The following is a 16,078-nucleotide window of genomic DNA, read 5'->3' on the forward strand; positions in this document are numbered from 1 at the left end:
GGACCGCGGGTCCAAGACGCTCAGAACATTCCTCTCAGGCGTGGGCAAGGCAAAATCTCGGTCTCGTCGAGGCCGGTTGTCTAGATTACCAACTCCGCGGCCAGTCGCCCAATTCGGGGTACATCTAGAGTTTCTTCAGTAACCGGGAGTGAACAGCCGGTGTGACGAAGGAGCTGACGTCCCCACCGAGGCGGGCGATCTCCTTGACCCAGCTGGAGGAGATGAAAGCGTTCTCCGCCCGGGTCGGCAGGAACACCGTGTCCACCCCGGTCATCGCGCGGTTGAGCTGGGCCATCTGCAGTTCGTAGTCGTAGTCGGCCGCCGACCGCAGGCCCTTCACGATCACGCCGGCGTCCTCGGCCCGGCAGTAGTCGACCAGCAGCCCCTCGAAGGTCCCGATCCGTACGTTGCCGAACGGCGCGGCGAGCTCGGTCAGCATCTCCACCCGCTCGTCGGGGCTGAACAGCCGGTTCTTGGACTGGTTCACGCCGGCCGCGACGATCACCTCGTCGAAGGCGGCGGCCGCCCGGGTGACGATGTCCAGATGCCCGACCGTCGGCGGGTCGAAGGTGCCGGGGAAGACCGCCCTACTCATGGCGGTGACCGTACCAAAGCCGGGCCTCGCCGTACTTGCGGTCCCGCAGCGCGGCGAATCCTTCCGGCCACTCCCACGGCTCCCGCTTGCCGCGCTCGACCACGACGACCGCGTCGTCGGCCAGCCACCCGTTCGCGGCCAGGCCGGTCAGCACGTCCTGCAACTCCTCCGTCTCGAGCTTGTACGGCGGATCCGCGAACACCAGATCGAAGACCGCGGGACTCTCCCCCGCCGTCACTTTCTCCACCGGCCGTGTCAGCACGGATGCGCCGGGCAGGCCCACGACCTTGATGTTGGCCGCGATCACCTCGGCCGCCCTCCGGTCCGACTCCACCAGGACCGCGCGCGCCGCTCCCCGGGACAGCGCCTCGAGCCCGATCGCGCCGGATCCGGCGTACAGGTCGAGCACCGCGAGCCCGTGAAGGCTGCCGAACTCGGACTCCAGCGACGAGAACAGCGCCTCCCGGACCCGATCCGCTGTCGGCCGCGTCCCGCTCCCTGGTGGTACGGCGATCCGCCGCCCACCGGCCGCTCCCCCGACGATCCGACTCACGTCTTCTCCAGATACTCGGTCGTCTCCGACTCCAGGGCGCTCCGCACGAACGACCGCAGCGCCGGGTACTCGGCCAGTTCGGCGTCCACCGAGACGATCGAGTTCGCGACGTGCCGGGCGGCGAAGATGATGTCCTCGTCCCGCAGCACGCTCAGCAGCTTCAGACTGCTCCGCCGACCCGACTGCGCGACTCCGAGCACGTCACCTTCACGCCGGGTCTCGAGGTCGATCCGCGAGAGCTCGAACCCGTCCGTCGTCGATGCGACCGCGTCCAAACGCCCGTACGACTTCGAGCCCGCCCACAGATCCGTCACCAGCAGGCACAGTCCCGGCACCCGGCCCCGACCGACCCGCCCGCGCAACTGGTGCAGCTGCGAGATGCCGAACCGGTCGGCGTCCATGATCACCATCGTCGACGCGTTCGGTACGTCGACCCCGACCTCGATCACCGTGGTCGCGATCAGTACGTCGACCTCACCGGCCGCGAACCGCGACATCACCGCGTCCTTCTCCTCGGCCGGCAGCCGGCCGTGCAGGATCTCCACCCGCAGGTCGTGCAGGATCTCGGCCAGCGCCTCGGCGACCTGCATGACCGAGATCGGCGGCCGGGCCTGCTGCTTCTTCCCGCCGGCCTTCTCCTCCTCGCCCGCGACGAACTCGCCTTCCTCGTCGGCCGCGTTCTTCACGTCGTCCCCGATCCGCGGGCACACGACGTACGCCTGATGGCCCTTGCCGACCTCCTCGCGGACCCGGGCCCAGGCCCGCTGCAGCCAGTCCGGCTTCTCCTTCGCCGGGACCACGGACGACTGGATCGGCGAGCGTCCGGCCGGGAGCTCGGTCAGCGTCGAGACGGACAGGTCGCCGAACACCGTCATCGCCACGGTCCGCGGGATCGGCGTCGCCGTCATCACCAGCACGTGCGGAGTGTTCTCGCCGGACTTCTGACTCAGCGCCGCCCGTTGCTCGACCCCGAACCGGTGCTGCTCGTCGACCACCACGAGCCCGAGATCCGCGAACTGCACCTTGTCCTCGAGCAGCGCGTGCGTCCCGACCACGATCCCCGCAGCGCCACTGGCCGCGTCGAGCATCGCCGTACGTCGGGCTGCCGCGCCCAGCGAGCCGGTCAGCAGCCCCACCCGGGTGGCCCGCTCCGCACCACCGAGCATGCCCTCCTCGGCCAGATCGCCGAGCATCTTGGTCAGCGTCTTGTGGTGCTGGGTGGCGAGCACCTCGGTCGGAGCCAGCAGCACCGCCTGTCCGCCGGAGTCGACGACGGACAGCATCGCCCGCAGCGCGACCACGGTCTTGCCCGAACCGACCTCGCCCTGCAGCAGGCGGTGCATCGGGTGCGGCCGGGCCAGATCGGCGAAGATCTCCTCGCCCACCTCCGCCTGGCCGGCGGTGAGCTCGAACGGCAGCCGCTGGTCGAACTCGTCCAGCATCCCACCCTCGGTCCGTGGCCGCGGGATCGCGTTCAGCGCGTCGGTGACGGCCCGGCGCTGGGCCAGGATCGTCTGCATCACCAGGGCTTCCTCGAACCGGAACCGGTGCTGCGCGTCACGGATGTCCTTCTCGGTGTCCGGCAGATGCACCTTCTGCAGGGCCTCGCGCAGGCTGAGCAGCTTCTCGTTGCGCAGGATCAGGTCTGGGATCGGGTCCTCGAGACCCTCGTCCAGGCTGTCCAGGACAATCTTCACGCTCCGCTCGATCGTTGCGGTCGGCAACTTCGCGGTCGCCGGGTAGAGCGGCCGGAACGGCCGGGCCCGGCGTTCGATCTCGGCCTCCGACAGATCCTCCTCGTCGAGGATCTCGGTGCCCGGGCTCTTCAGCTGCATGATGTCGCGGAACATCGTGACCTCGCCCCAGAACAGGGCTGCCGTCCCCGGCGTCAGCTTGGTCGCCAGCCAGGGCTGGTTGAAGAACGCCAGCTCCAGGTCGCGCCGGCCGTCGGTGACGACGACCTTGGTCAGCGTCTTGCGCCGGGCCCACTTCTGCACGTCGGTGAGCGGAATCTCGGCCTTGGTGTCCAGCGACCGCACGGTGACCTTCTTGACCCGGCCGTTGACGGTCGCCTGGTCGCCGACCTCGAGCTCGTCGAACGGGGTCAGCTCACCCTTCTTCAGGTATCGGCGCGGGTAGTGCCGCAGCAGGTCGCCGACGGTCTCGATGGCGAGCACGTCCGCGAAGATCTTCGCCGTCCTGGCACCGAGGAAGTCGCGGACCTTCCTGTCCATATCCGTCTTCATTCCACCCCGATCAGCAGCGGGTACCTGTCCTGCCCTCCGTCGTACACCACGACGTCGACATCTTTGCGGTTCCGCCGCACGTGCCGCTCCAGTGCCGCCGCCAGAGCGGGGTCCGCGTCCCGGCCGGTGACGATGGTGAGCAACTCGCCTCCGCCGCCGAGCAGCCGGTCGACCACGCCGAACGCCGCCTCCTGGAGATCCTCGGTGATCAGTGCGAAATCGCCGTCGACCACGCCCAGCGCGTCGCCGATCCGGCACCTGCCGGCCATCGTCCAGGCGTCCTTCACCGCGATCGTGACGGCGCCGTGGCGGGTCTGTCCGGCCGCCGCCGAGAGGTGTACGACGTCGTCGTCGAAACTGCGCTCGGGGTCGTGGACGGCGATCGCTGCCAGCCCCTGGACCTGCGCGCGGGTCGGGATCACGGCCACCCGGATCCCGTCCTGGCGGGCCGCGGTCGCGGCGGCCTCGGCGACCGCGAGCGAGTCGCTGTCGTTGGGCAGCAGCACGATCTCGGGCGCCTTCGACTTCTCCATCGCGCGGAGCAGTTCCCCGGTCGAGCACCGGCGCCCTGGGCCGCCGATGATGACCTGTGCCCCGGCTTCTTGGAACAGGTCCGCGAGTCCTTCACCGGCGACGACCGCGATCACGGCGCGGCCCGGCGGCGGCTCGTGATGGGCCTGGTCGGCGAAGTGAATGACCCGGATCCGGTGCGGCCGGCCGATGTCGATGCCGTGCTCGATCGCGGCGCCCACGTCGTCGGTGTGGACGTGCACGTTCCACAGCCCGTCGCCGCCGACCACGACGACCGAGTCGCCGAGACCGGCCAGGATCTGCCGGAAGTCAGCGACCTTGTCGTCCGGCGCGTCCAGCAGGTACATCACCTCATACGCCGGTCCGTCCTGACTCTCGGCGTTCTCACCCTGAGGCTCGACCCGGGCCGGTACGTCGACCCGCACGATCTGCCCGGTGAGCACCGACTCCATCGCGCCCAGGATCACCACCAGGCCCGCTCCCCCGGCGTCCACGACGCCCGCGCGCCGCAGTACGTCGAGCTGCTCGGTGGTCTTGGTGAGCGCCTGCCGGGCGGAGGCGACGGCGGCCAGGCACACGTCCGCCAGGCTCTTCCCGTCGTTCGCGGCCGTGGTCGCACCAGTCGCAGCAGCCCGGGCGACGGTCAGCATGGTGCCTTCGACCGGTTGTGCGACCGCGCCGTACGCGGCGTCGGCGGCGTACTTGAGGGCGTCCGCGAACGCGGCCGACTCGCTCATCCGGAGGTCGGCGTTGTCGTCCGCGCCCTGGTCACGCGGGAGGTTCTCGGCGAGCCGGAGGCCGCAGGCGCGGATCAGCTGGGAGGTGATGACGCCGGAGTTCCCGCGAGCGCCGAGCAACGCGCCGCGGCCGAACGTCTGAATGGCTTCGGCAAAGGTCAGCTCCCCCGCGGGCAGCGCGTCGCACGCGGCCTCCCAGGTCAGGTAGAGGTTCGTGCCCGTGTCGCCGTCCGGCACCGGGTACACGTTCAGCTCGTCGATCTCGGTCCGCGCGCGCCCCAACTCGACCAACGCCGTCCGAGCCCAGGCCCGCAGCACCTCCACCGTCAATTCCTCCACGCCCGGAAGGCTATCTGGGGCGTAAGGACAGGAGGTAGTGCGGCCGGACCAGCCAGCCTGAGCGTGCCCACTCGGCGCCCGAAGCGCCTGACGCCCACTACCTCCTGTCGTTAGGTACGCGGCCAGTAGGGTCGGTGCGGCGGCGAGAGGCGGGAGAGGCAGTGAGTGGCGGTAGGAGCGTGTTGTTCTCGGTTGCTGCCGACAGTTATGAGTGGGCGGTGCGGGAGATCCGGGGCGAGTTCGGCCGTGAGGTGCGGATCGAGCGGGTCAGCGGTGATCTGGGGCGCATCGTCGACGGTGGTCCGGCCGTGGGTGACCTCGCCGCGGCGTGCGACGCCGGGCGGATCGTGTTCATCCGGCATCTGACCACCGAGATCGCCGGCTTCGAGGAGCTGCCCCCGGACTACGAGTTGGCCGACCTGGTGCTGAGCGCCTTGCCTGACTATCCGAAGGCGCTCGCAGTCCAGGCCTGGACCGATGGCGCGGGGACCGGCGGGTCGTACTACCACCGGCTCGAGCAAGCACTCACCGAGCGCGGGGTGAGTGTGACCCGCTCCGGGCAGGAGGTCGTCGTCTCGTGCTTCGTGGGCCGGCGGGCGGTCCTGCTCGGGCTGAACCGGCGCGCGGACAGCCTGTCTGACTGGCCCGGTGGGCGGATGCGGTTGGCTCGGGCTGAGGAGCGGGTGTCGCGGTCGGAGTTCAAGTTGGAGGAGGCGATCGCGACCTTCGGGCTGGAGTTGCCGCCGGGTGGGAAGGCGGTCGACCTGGGCGCGTCGCCGGGCGGGTGGACGCGGATCCTGCGGCAGCACGGGCAGGAGGTGTGGTCGGTGGACCCGGGCTCGCTGGATGAGCGGCTGCGGCGGGATCGCGGGATCCATCACGCTGCCACGACGGCCGGGCGGTTCTTCGCGGAGAACCGGGTGCGGTTCGACGTGGTGGTGAACGACATGCGGATGGATCAGGTGATGAGCGCCCGGATGATGGTCGACGCGGCGGCGCACCTGCGCCGCGGCGGACTCGCGATCGTCACGCTGAAGGGTGGCGGGAAGAACCCGCTCGACGGCGCCCGGCGCGGCATCGACGTGCTGCGGCAGCAGTACGACGTACTCCACGCCCGGCAACTGCACCACAACCGGAACGAGATCACCGTCGTCGCCCGCAAGGTGTGAGAAGACGCGAAAGAGGCGCCCGGGTGATCCCGGGCGCCTGTTTCAGGCCCTACAACGGAGAAAGCTGGGGGTCAGCCGACGACGCGCTGGACCTTGCCGGCCTTGATGCAGGACGTGCAGACCTTCAGGCGGGTCGGGGTGCCCTTGATGAGCGCCCGGACCGGCTGGATGTTGGGGTTGAACCGCCGCGGCGTACGAGCCTTGACCCGACGGATCATCGCGCCCTTACCCAGGCGGGCAACGTTGTTGCCGAACGTCGGCTGCTTGCCGCAGACATCGCACTTCTTAGACATGATTCTCCGTGTTCAGGGTCGTGACACCGACAGACCATGTTACATGCGGCCTGACGCACGACCAATTCGGTCCACACTCGCCGATCAGGCAGTGAGGTAGGCCACTTCCTCGTCCGTCAGAGTGACCGACAGCCCCGGTGTCGAGGTCCGGGTCTCGCTGACGTGCCGCGGCCCGATCAGCGGGAACACCGGGTACGGCTGGTGCAGCAACCAGGCCAGCGCGATCGCCGTCGGCTCGACTCCCTTGGCGGCCGCCAGCTCGCGGGCCCGGTCGAGCCTACGGAAGTTCTCGTCGGAGTAGAAACAGCGCACCAGTTCCTCGTCCGACCGGTCCTCCGGCGTGGCCCGCCCGGTGAAGAACCCGCGCGCCTGGCTCGACCACGGGAACAGCGCGACCTGCCGCTCCCGCAGCCACGCCTGCGACTCGTCGTCGGAGACGTGCCGGCAGCCCTTCCACGGTACGTCGTACGCCCGCGCGAGGCTGAGGTGGTTGCTGAGCAGCGTGAACGGCTGCTTGCCGTTGGCCTCGGCGTACGCATTGGCCTCGTCGAAGCGCGGCAGCGACCAGTTGGAGCCGCCGTACGCCTTGATCCGGCCGGCCTTGAAGTGCTCGTCGAGGACGTCGACGAACTCCGCGACCGGGATCTCCTCGTTGTCGCGGTGCATCATGTAGAGGTCGACGTGGTCGGTCTGCAGCCGCTCGAGGCTCTCGTGCAGCTGCCGGGTGATCGACTCCGGATCGCAGTGCGGCGTGTGCGCGCCCTTGCCGATGACAACGATCTCGTCGCGGTTGCCACGGGACGTGATCCACTGGCCGAGCAGCTTCTCGCCCCGGCCGCCGCCGTAGATGTAGGCGGTGTCGAACGTCGTCCCGCCGCGCTCGACGAAGTCGTCGAAGACCACCGCCGCGTGCGGCAGCGTCTGCTGGTTGTCGACGCCCATCACGAGCCGGGAGACCGGCTTGTCGAGCCCGGGCACCTTGCCGTAGGTCATCGGGGCATCGGCGCGCTTGGCCAGCGGGCGGCCGGTGGCAGTCGGGATCTTGGCGTCGTCCCGCTCACTCGCGTACTGCTGCCCGATCGCCGCCCGCCACGCGTCCTGGACGGTCAGGTTGCCGAGCGTGTCGGCCCAGGTCATCTCCGGTGCCTGCCGCTGCTCGATCGCCCGCGCGACCGCCTCGGCCTCGGCCGCATAGATGAGGGCGGGGTCCGCGGAGATGTCCCGCGGCTCCTCCCCCACTTTGTGCAGGGTGACGTGGGTCGGCTTGCCGTCGCCGCCGAACCACGGGTCCTCGACGACCAGGTAGCCCTTGCTGCCGAAGATGCGGACCTGGTTCTGGTCGCGGAGCCGGACGCCGGTGCTCACCTGGGCGGTCACGCCGCCCTCGAAGAACAGCGTCGCCACAGACCATTCGTCGGCCCCGGTCTCGCCGACCGTGCCGACCGCGGTCACCGCGGCCGGGTCGGCGAACGGCTGCCCGGTCGCAGCACCGGCGATGAGCCGGGCCATCGAGACCGGGTAGCCGCCGACGTCGAGGATGCCGCCACCGGCCAGCTCGTCGGCGAAGATCCGCGACTCCGGCCGGAACGCCGACGCGAATGCGAACGTGGCCTGGATCTGGTGGACGGTACCGAGCTCGCCGTCGCGGACCAGTTGGGCGATCAGCTTGGTCTGCGGCAGGCACCGGTACATGTACGCCTCCATCAGGAAGACGTCGTTGCGTACCGCGGCCTCGATCATCGCCTCGGCCCAGGCCTTGTTGATCGCCAGCGGCTTCTCGCACAGCACGTGCTTGCCGGCCTCGGCGGCCTTGATCGCCCACTCGACGTGCATCGGGTGCGGCGTCGCGATGTACACCGCGTCCACGGTCTCGTCGGCGAGCAGGTCGCCGTACGACGCGTGCCGGTTGGCGATGTCCCACTTGTCGGCGAAGGCGTTGGCGGAGTCGATCGACCGGCTGCCGACGGCGACGACCGCGTTCGTCGGTGAGGTCGGCACCTGGCTGGCGAACCGGGACGCGATGTTCCCGGTGCCGAGGATGCCCCAGCGGAGCTTGGTGTCAGTCAAGAGGTGTCCCGTTTTCGTTGTCGGTGTGGATCAGAATTTCATGGCGCCGGCGGCCAGGTCGGAGATGAAGTGCCGCCCGCCGATCAGGAAGACCCCGATCAACGGTATGACGCTCATCAGTGCGCCGGCCATGACCATGGAGTAGTCAGTGCCGTAGATGCCGTTGAGTTGGTCGAGGGCGACCTGCAGAGTGAGCCGGTTCGGGTCCGTCATCACGATCAGCGGCCAGAGGTAGTCGTTCCAGACGTTGATGAAGGTGAAGATGCCGAGGAACGCCAGGCCGGGCCGCAGTACCGGCAGGCCGACGGTCAGGTACTGCCGGAAGAAGCCGGCCCCGTCGACCTTCGCGGCCGAGATGAGTTCGTCCGGGATCGCGCCGGCGGCGTACTGGCGCATCCAGAAGATGCCGAACGCGTTCGCCGCGCCCGGGATGATGAGTGCCTTCAGTGATCCGATCCAGCCGAACTCCGCGAGGGTGACGAACTGCGGCACCAGCGACAGCTGGGTCGGGATCATGAAGGTCGCCAGCAGCAACCCGAAGAGAAAGTTGCGGCCGGGGAACTCGTACTTCGCGAACGCGAACGCGGCCAGCGAGTCGAAGAACAGGATCAGGACGGTGACGCCGAGGGAGGCGATCAGGGTGAGCAGCATCGCTCCGAAGAAGTCGATGTTGTCGAGCACCTTGCCCATGTTCTCGAACAGGTGGGAGCCGATCACCAGCTTCGGTGGGTAGCTGAAGATGTCCGGTGTGGTGTTCGAGGCCATCACCAGCATCCAGTAGAACGGGAAGATCGAGACCACGACGCCGAGCATCAAGACGATGTGCCCGACCGTGGTGCGGATGCGCTCAATGGACATCGGCGGCCTCCTTCGTGGTCTGCTCCGCATCCTCTTGCTGTGCGGCCTTCTGGGCGGCGATGTTGCGTTCGGCCCGGCGGGCGGCGCGACGGGCGATCCGTTCGTTGTCGCGGCCGCCGATCAGCCGCCAGTTGATGATCGAGAACAGCACGATGAGGATGAACAGCGCCCAGCCGATCGCGGCGCCGTACCCGAACTGGTTGTTGATGAACGCGCTCTGGTACAGGTACGACACGATCGTCATACCGGCGTTGCCGGGGCCGCCGATGTTGTTGGTGTCACCGAACAGAACCCGGGATTCGGTGAAGATCTGCAGTCCGCCGATGGTCGAGGTGACCGCGGTGAACAGGATCACCGGGCGCAGCATCGGCACCGTGATCCGCCAGAACACCTGCCGCGAACTGGCGCCGTCGACCTTGGCCGCCTCATACACGTCGGCGGAGATCGCCTGCAGGCCGGCCAGGTAGATGATCGCGTTGTAGCCGACCCACCGCCAGGTGACGATGGTGGCGATCGCGATCTTGATCCCCCACGGCTGGGTCAGCCATTCGACCTTGCCCAGGCCGACCGACTGCAGGAACGCGTTCAGCAGTCCGAAGTTGTTGCTGAAGATCGACCCGAACACCAAGGTGACGGCGACGACCGAGGTGACGTTGGGGATGAAGTAGGCGATCCGGTAGAAGCTGCGGAACCGGGTGGCGTTGTGCAGCGCGTTGGCGATCACCAGCGCGAGCAGCAGCATCGGCACGGTCGACAGCACCCAGATGATCAGCGTGTTGCCGATCGCCTGCCAGAACTTCGGATCGCCGAGCAGGTAGCTGTACTGCTGCAGGCCGACCCAGGTCATCGAGCCGATGCCGTCCCAGTCGTGGAACGAGATCCAGATCGAGAACAGCACCGGGAACGCGCCGAAGATGGCGAACAGGATGAAGAACGGCGCGACGGCGGCGTACTGCGGGAACGCCTGGCGGTACTTGCCCGGCGGCTTGGCAGTGGTGTCGGTGCTGCGGACGGTCGCGGGAAGTGCCTTGGTCACAGTCATCTCAGATCGCCCCCGCCCGGGTGAGTTCACGTTCGACCTGGTGCTGTGCGTCGTTCCAGGCCTGGTCCGGTGATTTGCCGGCCACTTCGACGTTCACGAGTTCGGCGCTGATCGGCGCACCGATGATCGAGTCGTACGGCGAGAAGTAGGCGCCGGGGTACTTCGTCGCCGACTCCGCGAACACCTCGACGATCTTCTGGCCGCCGAAGAACGGATCCGGAGCGGCCAGCCGGGAGTCGGTGTAGCTGGCCGGCGTGGACGGGAACAGCACCGGGTCGAGGAACGCCTGGGCCTGGTTCTTCGCCGACTCCAGCCAGCTGATGAACGCGAACGCCGCCTCGGGGTTCTTGCAGTACTTCGTGATGCCCAGGAAGGACCCGCCACGGTTGCCGGCGCCACCAGGAGCCGCCGTCACCCGCCAGAGTCCCTTCGTCTTGGGAGCCGCGTTCTTCGGGCCGAGCTGGGCCCACCAGACGGCGGCGTTGAAGGCAACCAGCTTGCCGTTCGTCACGACCGCATCCGCGTCGGTCGAACCGTCCTGCGCGTTGGCGGACAGTCCTTCCTTGACCACGCGGATGGCCAGGTCGAACGCTTCGCGGACGTGGTCCTGGTCGCCGATGTACTGACCGTCCACGGTCATGTACCGCTTCGGCTGCTGGGCCATCCGGTAGCTGAAGATGCTGTTGATGTTGTCGGTGATCGACGAACCGGGGACGGCCTGCTTCACCTTCTTGCCGAGCGCGATGTAGGTGTCCCAGTCCGGCGCGAGCTGCGCGACCGCGGCGGGATCGATGTCGATGCCGGCCTTGCTGAACACGTCGGTGCGGTAGAACAGCGCCGTCGGACCGGTGTCCATCGGGTAGGCCATCATTTTGTTGTCCGGCGTGACGCCGAGCTTCCACTTCCAGGGCAGGAACTCGCTCTCACGCTCCTTGGCGCCGAGTTCGAACAGGTCGTGGAACTGGTCGGCGTTCGGGAAGTACGTCGCCACGTCGTCGTTGATCGCGACGATGTCGGGGACCAGCGACTTGCCGGCCAGCGAGGTCAGCACCTTGGTCTTGTAGTTGCTGCCGATCCGGGTCATCGACAGCCGCAGGCCGTCGTGGCCCGGAATCGCCTTCTCCGCTTGGCCGATCAGGTCGTCGTTCACTGACCCGACCCAGGTCCACATGCTCAGCTCGTCCGATCCGCCGAGCGAACTTCGGGAGCCACATCCACTCAGACCGGTGCTCGCGGCCGCGGCGCCGGCACCGAACGCGAGGAACTTCCTTCTGCTCAGACTCATACGCCTCACCTGGCGCTTTCTGTTGTTTTTCGCCGGAAGGTGTCCAGATATGTTTACGTAGCCATAAGGTAAGCGCATACCGACTGAACCGGTCAAGGCCCCGGGCTGACAGGATGGATTCATGCCGACGACCTCTGTCACCGCCGTCCTGTTCGACGCCGACGGCGTGCTCCAGCGCCCGACCATCGACTGGTGGTCGCGCCTGAATTCGCTCGTCCCGACCGACAGCGAGACCTTCGTGGCCGAGGTGATGGCGGCCGAGAAGCCCAGTCTCGTGGGCAAGGGCGACTTCCGGGACGCGCTGGCCGAGGTCCTGCAGCGCTGGAATTCCACCGCGACGGTGGAGGAGGCGCTGGAGCCGTGGCAGTGGTTCGCGGCCGAGCCGGCCGTGGTGTCGTTGATCCAGGGACTGCGCGCCGCCGGGATCGGGTGTCACCTCGCCACCAACCAGCAGGCGTACCGGCGGTCGCTCATGCACGACGAGCGCGGGTACGGCGAGTGGTTCGACCAGAGCTTCTACTCGTGCGATCTCGGGTTGGCCAAGCCTGATCCGGCGTACTTCCGGGCGATCCTGGCCGCGATCGACGTACCGGCGTCGTCGGTGCTGTTCATCGACGACAACGAAGCCAATGTGGCGGGCGCTTTGAGCGTCGGGCTGCATGCGGAGGTATACGACCTGTCGACCGGGGTGGACACGTTGGAAGGGCTGCTGCGCCGTTATGGATTGCCGATTCCGGCCTGACCTCTTGTGAGGCGGTGACGGCTTGTGGCATGGTCTCGGGGCAGATGACAACGTAGGACAGTCCACCAGCCGCTCCCTGGAGGCACCGCATGTCCGATCGACGACGTCTCACCCGCCGGCACGCTCTCGGCCTGACCGCGGGGCTGGGCCTGGCGTCCCTTGCTCCTTCGCTCTCTGCGCCTTCCGTCGCCGCCGCCGCTTCCGCCGCCGGTGCTGGGGCGTACCCGAAGGGGCAGCGGCCGCGGCTGGTGAACGTGCTGACCGAGGACTCGCTGAGTTCTGCTGAGCGGACGCTCGCGACCACGCTGCAGGGTCTGCTTGCCCGCCGCAGTGGCGAATCGCTGTATCTGAACATCCCGTCGCTCGGCTACCAGATCTGGCTCGACGACCTTGTCTCCCGGTACGGCGTTCGCCCGCGTTCCGGTGACCTGTGGACAACCGTCACCCGGTCCGGCGTCGACGGATACGTTCTCTTCCGAACGGGCACCCCGTCGGTCAACGTCGCGACCACGCTCTCCGGACTGACCGGTGCGGTGGCCGTCGAGGAAAGCCTGGAGGCGCTCGCCATCCAGCACGGCCTGCGCAAGGTGCTGGACGTGCGGGACAAGGACGACCGCTGGGTGCTGGACAACTACTGGCCGCGGTTGCGGCATGACGTCGCGATCGAGCAGAAGGGAGACTGGCCGGAGCGACTGCGGGACTACGTGACGATGGCGGGGACGCTCGCCTTCTTCGACGGCAACTCGGACTTCCGCGCCGAGGTGGTCGACGCGCTCGACGACGACGCCACCGTGATCGGCTGGGGCGACGCGTCGAACGGCGAAGACGCCTTCATCGGCGTGAACTCGAGCGCCGGCGTCAAGGCGCTGCCCGCCGACCACGCCCGCAACCTGTCAGTGCTGTCTGGCATCCGCGAAGACCGACTGTCTCAACGAGTGCCTGACAAACTCCCAGCCCCGGACCCGAACTCCCACTACGTCACCTTCCTGATCACCGATGGGGACAACATTCAGTGGATGCTCGGGGATTTTCCGACCGACCCGCGGTGGTTCGGGAGTCCTCGGCGCGGGGAGATCGACCTGGGTTGGGGCATCTCGCCGTCGCTGATCGATCTGGCTCCCTCGGTCATGCGCTGGTACTACGACCAGTCGCGCAAGGACCGTTGGGTCGTCGGACCGTCGGGCGGCGGCTACATGTACCCGAGCCGCTACCCTGCCGCCGCGCTGGACAAGCACACCGCTTCACTGGCCAAGGCGATGGGCCGTTCAGACCTCTCGGTCGCGCAGATCATCGACTTCGACGCGTTCGAGAACACCAGCCTGTGGTCGTCGTACCTCAAGCGTCGTGAGATCGACGGACTCATCTACCTCGAGTACTCCCGCTACGACGGCCTGAAGGGCAAGGTCGTCTGGTCCGAGGGCAAGCCGGTCATCTCAGCCCGCACGATGCTCTGGGACGGACTCGACGGCGCCGATGAGGCCTCGGTGACCGCCGAGCTCAACGCAGCCACGCGGAACCCGCACTCGACGGCCGGCTACTCAGTCGTTGTGTGGCACGCGTGGAGCAAGTCCGTCGACAACGTACTGGCTGTCGTCGACGGACTCGACCCCCACGTGAAGGTCGTCCCACCGGACACCTTGGTGAAGATGGTCGGGCAGTACGCCCAGCCGTAGGCACGCGCAGCCGGGAGGTCCGGACAGGATCTGGGGACTGCGGACAGGAAGTAACCTGTGCGCAGTCACCAGAAGGTGTTCACGGCCGTACCTGCCGACCTACAGAGTGCGGTAGTAGACGGCGACGGGGAGTTTGACGCAGCCGAGGCATTCGTAGAAGCCTCGGGCGGGGGCGTGGAAGTCGTCGCCACCGGTGCCGATCTTGACGACTTCCGCGCCCAGGCTTCGCATTCCGTCGAAGGCGTGCTCACACAGAGCGGTGCCGATGTTCGCCCGGCGGTGCTGAGCCGCGACGGCGAGGATGGTCACCTCGCCATGCCGCCGGTCGGGCTCGACTGCCCAAGCCACATACCCGGCGAGTACGCCGCTCTCCTCGGCGATCGCAACGTACTTGTGCTGGTCCGGATCATGCAGCCCGGCGACCTGCTTGTGGTAGTCGTCGCGCCAGTTGCCGTGCTGGATGCCGAAGATCGTCTCGCCGACGAGCGGACGGAACGACTCCTCGTAGAACGGGCCGAACGTCTCGATGGTGAACTCGATGAGCCGGGCCAGATCAGAGTGGACGTACGAACGAATGAACATGAAGTGTGCCTCTCGCACTGAAGGGAATCGGGCGCGCGTGACCCACCTCGCAGCTCGCGCTGCGACGGGTCGACCTTCAGCGGCGAGTACGTCCCGCGGCGAAACACTCCATGCACGTCATGCTACGTGCTCCGAGCCCAGCGTCGCCGATGCGTGCTGATGCCGAGAGCGTCTCGGCCGGCGGCTCAGGACGAAGAGGGTTGCGAGCAGCGGGAGGGTGACGAGGTACGCCGTACGGAGGTCGAGAACTCGAGCCAGTACGGCGAGGACAGCGGGGGCGATCAGGATGGCGACGCCGGAGGCGAGGGCTCCGACGGCGGCGAGGCGTGCGGGGCTGAGACCTGGTGTCGCGACCAGCGCGGCGAGGGTGACCGGGTAGAGCGGCGCGATGCCGAAGCCGGCCACCCCCAGTCCAAGCGCCACTGTCACGGGCGAGTCGAACAGACTGACGAGCAACGTGCCCGCGACCGCCAGCAGCCCACTGGGGACGACGGGCGACCACGCGCGCCAGTGGATCGGGCCGATCGCCCGGCCGACCGCCATGCCGATGGGGAAGGCACTCCCCAGCAGGGCAGCCGTTGCCGTCGGCAACCCCGTGGAGACCAAGCGGGCCACCGCCCAGACCACGAAGCAGAACTCGACCGAGACGGCCAGCACGATCCGCAGCCAGCCGCGACCGACGTCCAGAACCACCGCCCGCCCCAACTGGCGAGGCACCAGACCCTTGAGACCGCGTCCGGTCCACCGCTTGCCGAGGCCGACTGCCGGCGCCGAGTCGATGAGCACGGGTACGGGCGCCTTCCTGACCGGAGGCGATGGTGCGGCCGAGCGCCAGGTGAGAACAGCTAGCAGGAGTAGGGGTGGAACAGCGGCCAGGATGGCGAGGCGGCCAGTGGGGCCTAGTGAGTCGAGGGCGCCGATGGCGAGTGGGGCGAGGATGCCGGTGCCGCTGGCGACCGCATTGACCCGGCTGAGGCGGGCGGCCGCTGTGGGACCGTTCAGCATCAGTGGGGCGACCAGGACGAGCAGTGCGCCGCCCAGGCCGATACACAGCCCGCCTGCGACCGCCACGGCGTACACGGGGGCCAGTGCGAGGAGCACGATGCCGGCGGAGCAGACGACCGAGCCGAGTGCGAGGACGGTGGGGATCGGCCAGGTGCGTAGCAGCCGCGGGCCGACCAGCGCGACGATCAGAAGGCCGATCGCGAAACCCGACGACAGCAGAGCCAACCGACTGGTTGGTTCGTCGAGATCGCGCGCCAGGATCGCGATGCAGGCTCCCAGTCCGGCCAGCACGAACCCCATCGACGACAGTCCGATTCCGATCTGGACCTCATCCTGGCGGATCCGTACGGCAGACATCTCT

The 16,078-nt window shown here is 68.1% G+C and carries 14 protein-coding genes; 3 read left to right on the top strand and 11 right to left on the bottom strand.

What is annotated here, in order from left to right:
- Positions 1-124: 124 nt before the first annotated feature.
- From coaD to E0H75_RS33760, 4 genes are read right to left on the bottom strand one after another with little or no spacing between them, the layout of a single operon-like run.
- Positions 125-595 carry a pantetheine-phosphate adenylyltransferase gene (coaD, locus tag E0H75_RS33745; RefSeq protein ID WP_131517767.1) on the bottom strand — a complete coding sequence of 157 codons (471 nt, stop codon included), beginning with the start codon at positions 593-595 and terminating at the stop codon, positions 125-127.
- The gene (gene rsmD, locus E0H75_RS33750) at positions 588-1,148 is read right to left on the bottom strand and encodes a 16S rRNA (guanine(966)-N(2))-methyltransferase RsmD (RefSeq protein ID WP_131517768.1); all 561 of its coding nucleotides are present in this window, start codon (positions 1,146-1,148) and stop codon (positions 588-590) included. Before rsmD ends, coaD begins: the two co-directional genes overlap by 8 nt.
- The gene (gene recG, locus E0H75_RS33755; RefSeq protein ID WP_131517769.1) at positions 1,145-3,394 is read right to left on the bottom strand and encodes an ATP-dependent DNA helicase RecG; all 2,250 of its coding nucleotides are present in this window, start codon (positions 3,392-3,394) and stop codon (positions 1,145-1,147) included. The genes rsmD and recG overlap by 4 nt, the downstream gene beginning before the upstream one ends.
- A complete protein-coding gene (locus E0H75_RS33760) occupies positions 3,391-5,001 on the bottom strand; it encodes a DAK2 domain-containing protein (RefSeq protein WP_131517770.1) in 1,611 nt (536 codons plus the stop codon). Before E0H75_RS33760 ends, recG begins: the two co-directional genes overlap by 4 nt.
- 161 nt (positions 5,002-5,162) lie before the next feature.
- Here E0H75_RS33760 and E0H75_RS33765 point away from each other — a divergent pair, with 161 nt between their 5' ends.
- Positions 5,163-6,170, top strand: coding sequence for an SAM-dependent methyltransferase (locus tag E0H75_RS33765; protein WP_238163428.1), 1,008 nt, complete (start codon positions 5,163-5,165; stop codon positions 6,168-6,170).
- A 71-nt stretch (positions 6,171-6,241) separates the two neighbouring features.
- On the opposite strand, the gene rpmB is transcribed toward E0H75_RS33765, so the two are convergent.
- The 5 genes from rpmB to E0H75_RS33790 form a co-directional block, all read right to left on the bottom strand.
- Complete coding sequence (rpmB, locus tag E0H75_RS33770; protein WP_131355194.1) at positions 6,242-6,463, bottom strand: 50S ribosomal protein L28; 222 nt, start codon at positions 6,461-6,463, stop codon at positions 6,242-6,244.
- A gap of 84 nt (positions 6,464-6,547) precedes the next feature.
- Entirely contained in the window at positions 6,548-8,530 is a 1,983-nt protein-coding gene (locus tag E0H75_RS33775; protein ID WP_131517771.1) for an aldo/keto reductase, read from the bottom strand.
- A gap of 30 nt (positions 8,531-8,560) precedes the next feature.
- On the bottom strand, positions 8,561-9,388 hold the full coding sequence (locus tag E0H75_RS33780) for a carbohydrate ABC transporter permease (protein ID WP_131517772.1): 828 nt from the start codon (positions 9,386-9,388) through the stop codon (positions 8,561-8,563).
- Positions 9,378-10,430: a carbohydrate ABC transporter permease gene (locus E0H75_RS33785; protein WP_131517773.1), complete on the bottom strand. Its 1,053-nt coding sequence runs from the start codon at positions 10,428-10,430 to the stop codon at positions 9,378-9,380. Before E0H75_RS33785 ends, E0H75_RS33780 begins: the two co-directional genes overlap by 11 nt.
- 1 nt (position 10,431) lies before the next feature.
- On the bottom strand, positions 10,432-11,715 hold the full coding sequence (locus E0H75_RS33790) for an ABC transporter substrate-binding protein (RefSeq protein ID WP_131517774.1): 1,284 nt from the start codon (positions 11,713-11,715) through the stop codon (positions 10,432-10,434).
- Between the two features lie 121 nt (positions 11,716-11,836).
- Here E0H75_RS33790 and E0H75_RS33795 point away from each other — a divergent pair, with 121 nt between their 5' ends.
- Together E0H75_RS33795 and E0H75_RS33800 are read left to right on the top strand one after the other, a co-directional pair.
- Positions 11,837-12,457, top strand: coding sequence for an HAD family hydrolase (locus E0H75_RS33795; RefSeq protein ID WP_131517775.1), 621 nt, complete (start codon positions 11,837-11,839; stop codon positions 12,455-12,457).
- 89 nt (positions 12,458-12,546) lie between these two features.
- A complete protein-coding gene (locus tag E0H75_RS33800; protein ID WP_131517776.1) occupies positions 12,547-14,130 on the top strand; it encodes a GxGYxYP domain-containing protein in 1,584 nt (527 codons plus the stop codon).
- 99 nt (positions 14,131-14,229) lie between these two features.
- On the opposite strand, the gene E0H75_RS33805 is transcribed toward E0H75_RS33800, so the two are convergent.
- The gene (locus E0H75_RS33805; RefSeq protein WP_131517777.1) at positions 14,230-14,712 is read right to left on the bottom strand and encodes a GNAT family N-acetyltransferase; all 483 of its coding nucleotides are present in this window, start codon (positions 14,710-14,712) and stop codon (positions 14,230-14,232) included.
- 117 nt (positions 14,713-14,829) lie between these two features.
- On the bottom strand, positions 14,830-16,074 hold the full coding sequence (locus E0H75_RS33810) for an MFS transporter (protein WP_202873306.1): 1,245 nt from the start codon (positions 16,072-16,074) through the stop codon (positions 14,830-14,832).
- Positions 16,075-16,078 lie beyond the last annotated feature (4 nt).

The organism is Kribbella capetownensis, from assembly GCF_004331485.1.
Lineage (GTDB): Bacteria > Actinomycetota > Actinomycetes > Propionibacteriales > Kribbellaceae > Kribbella > Kribbella capetownensis.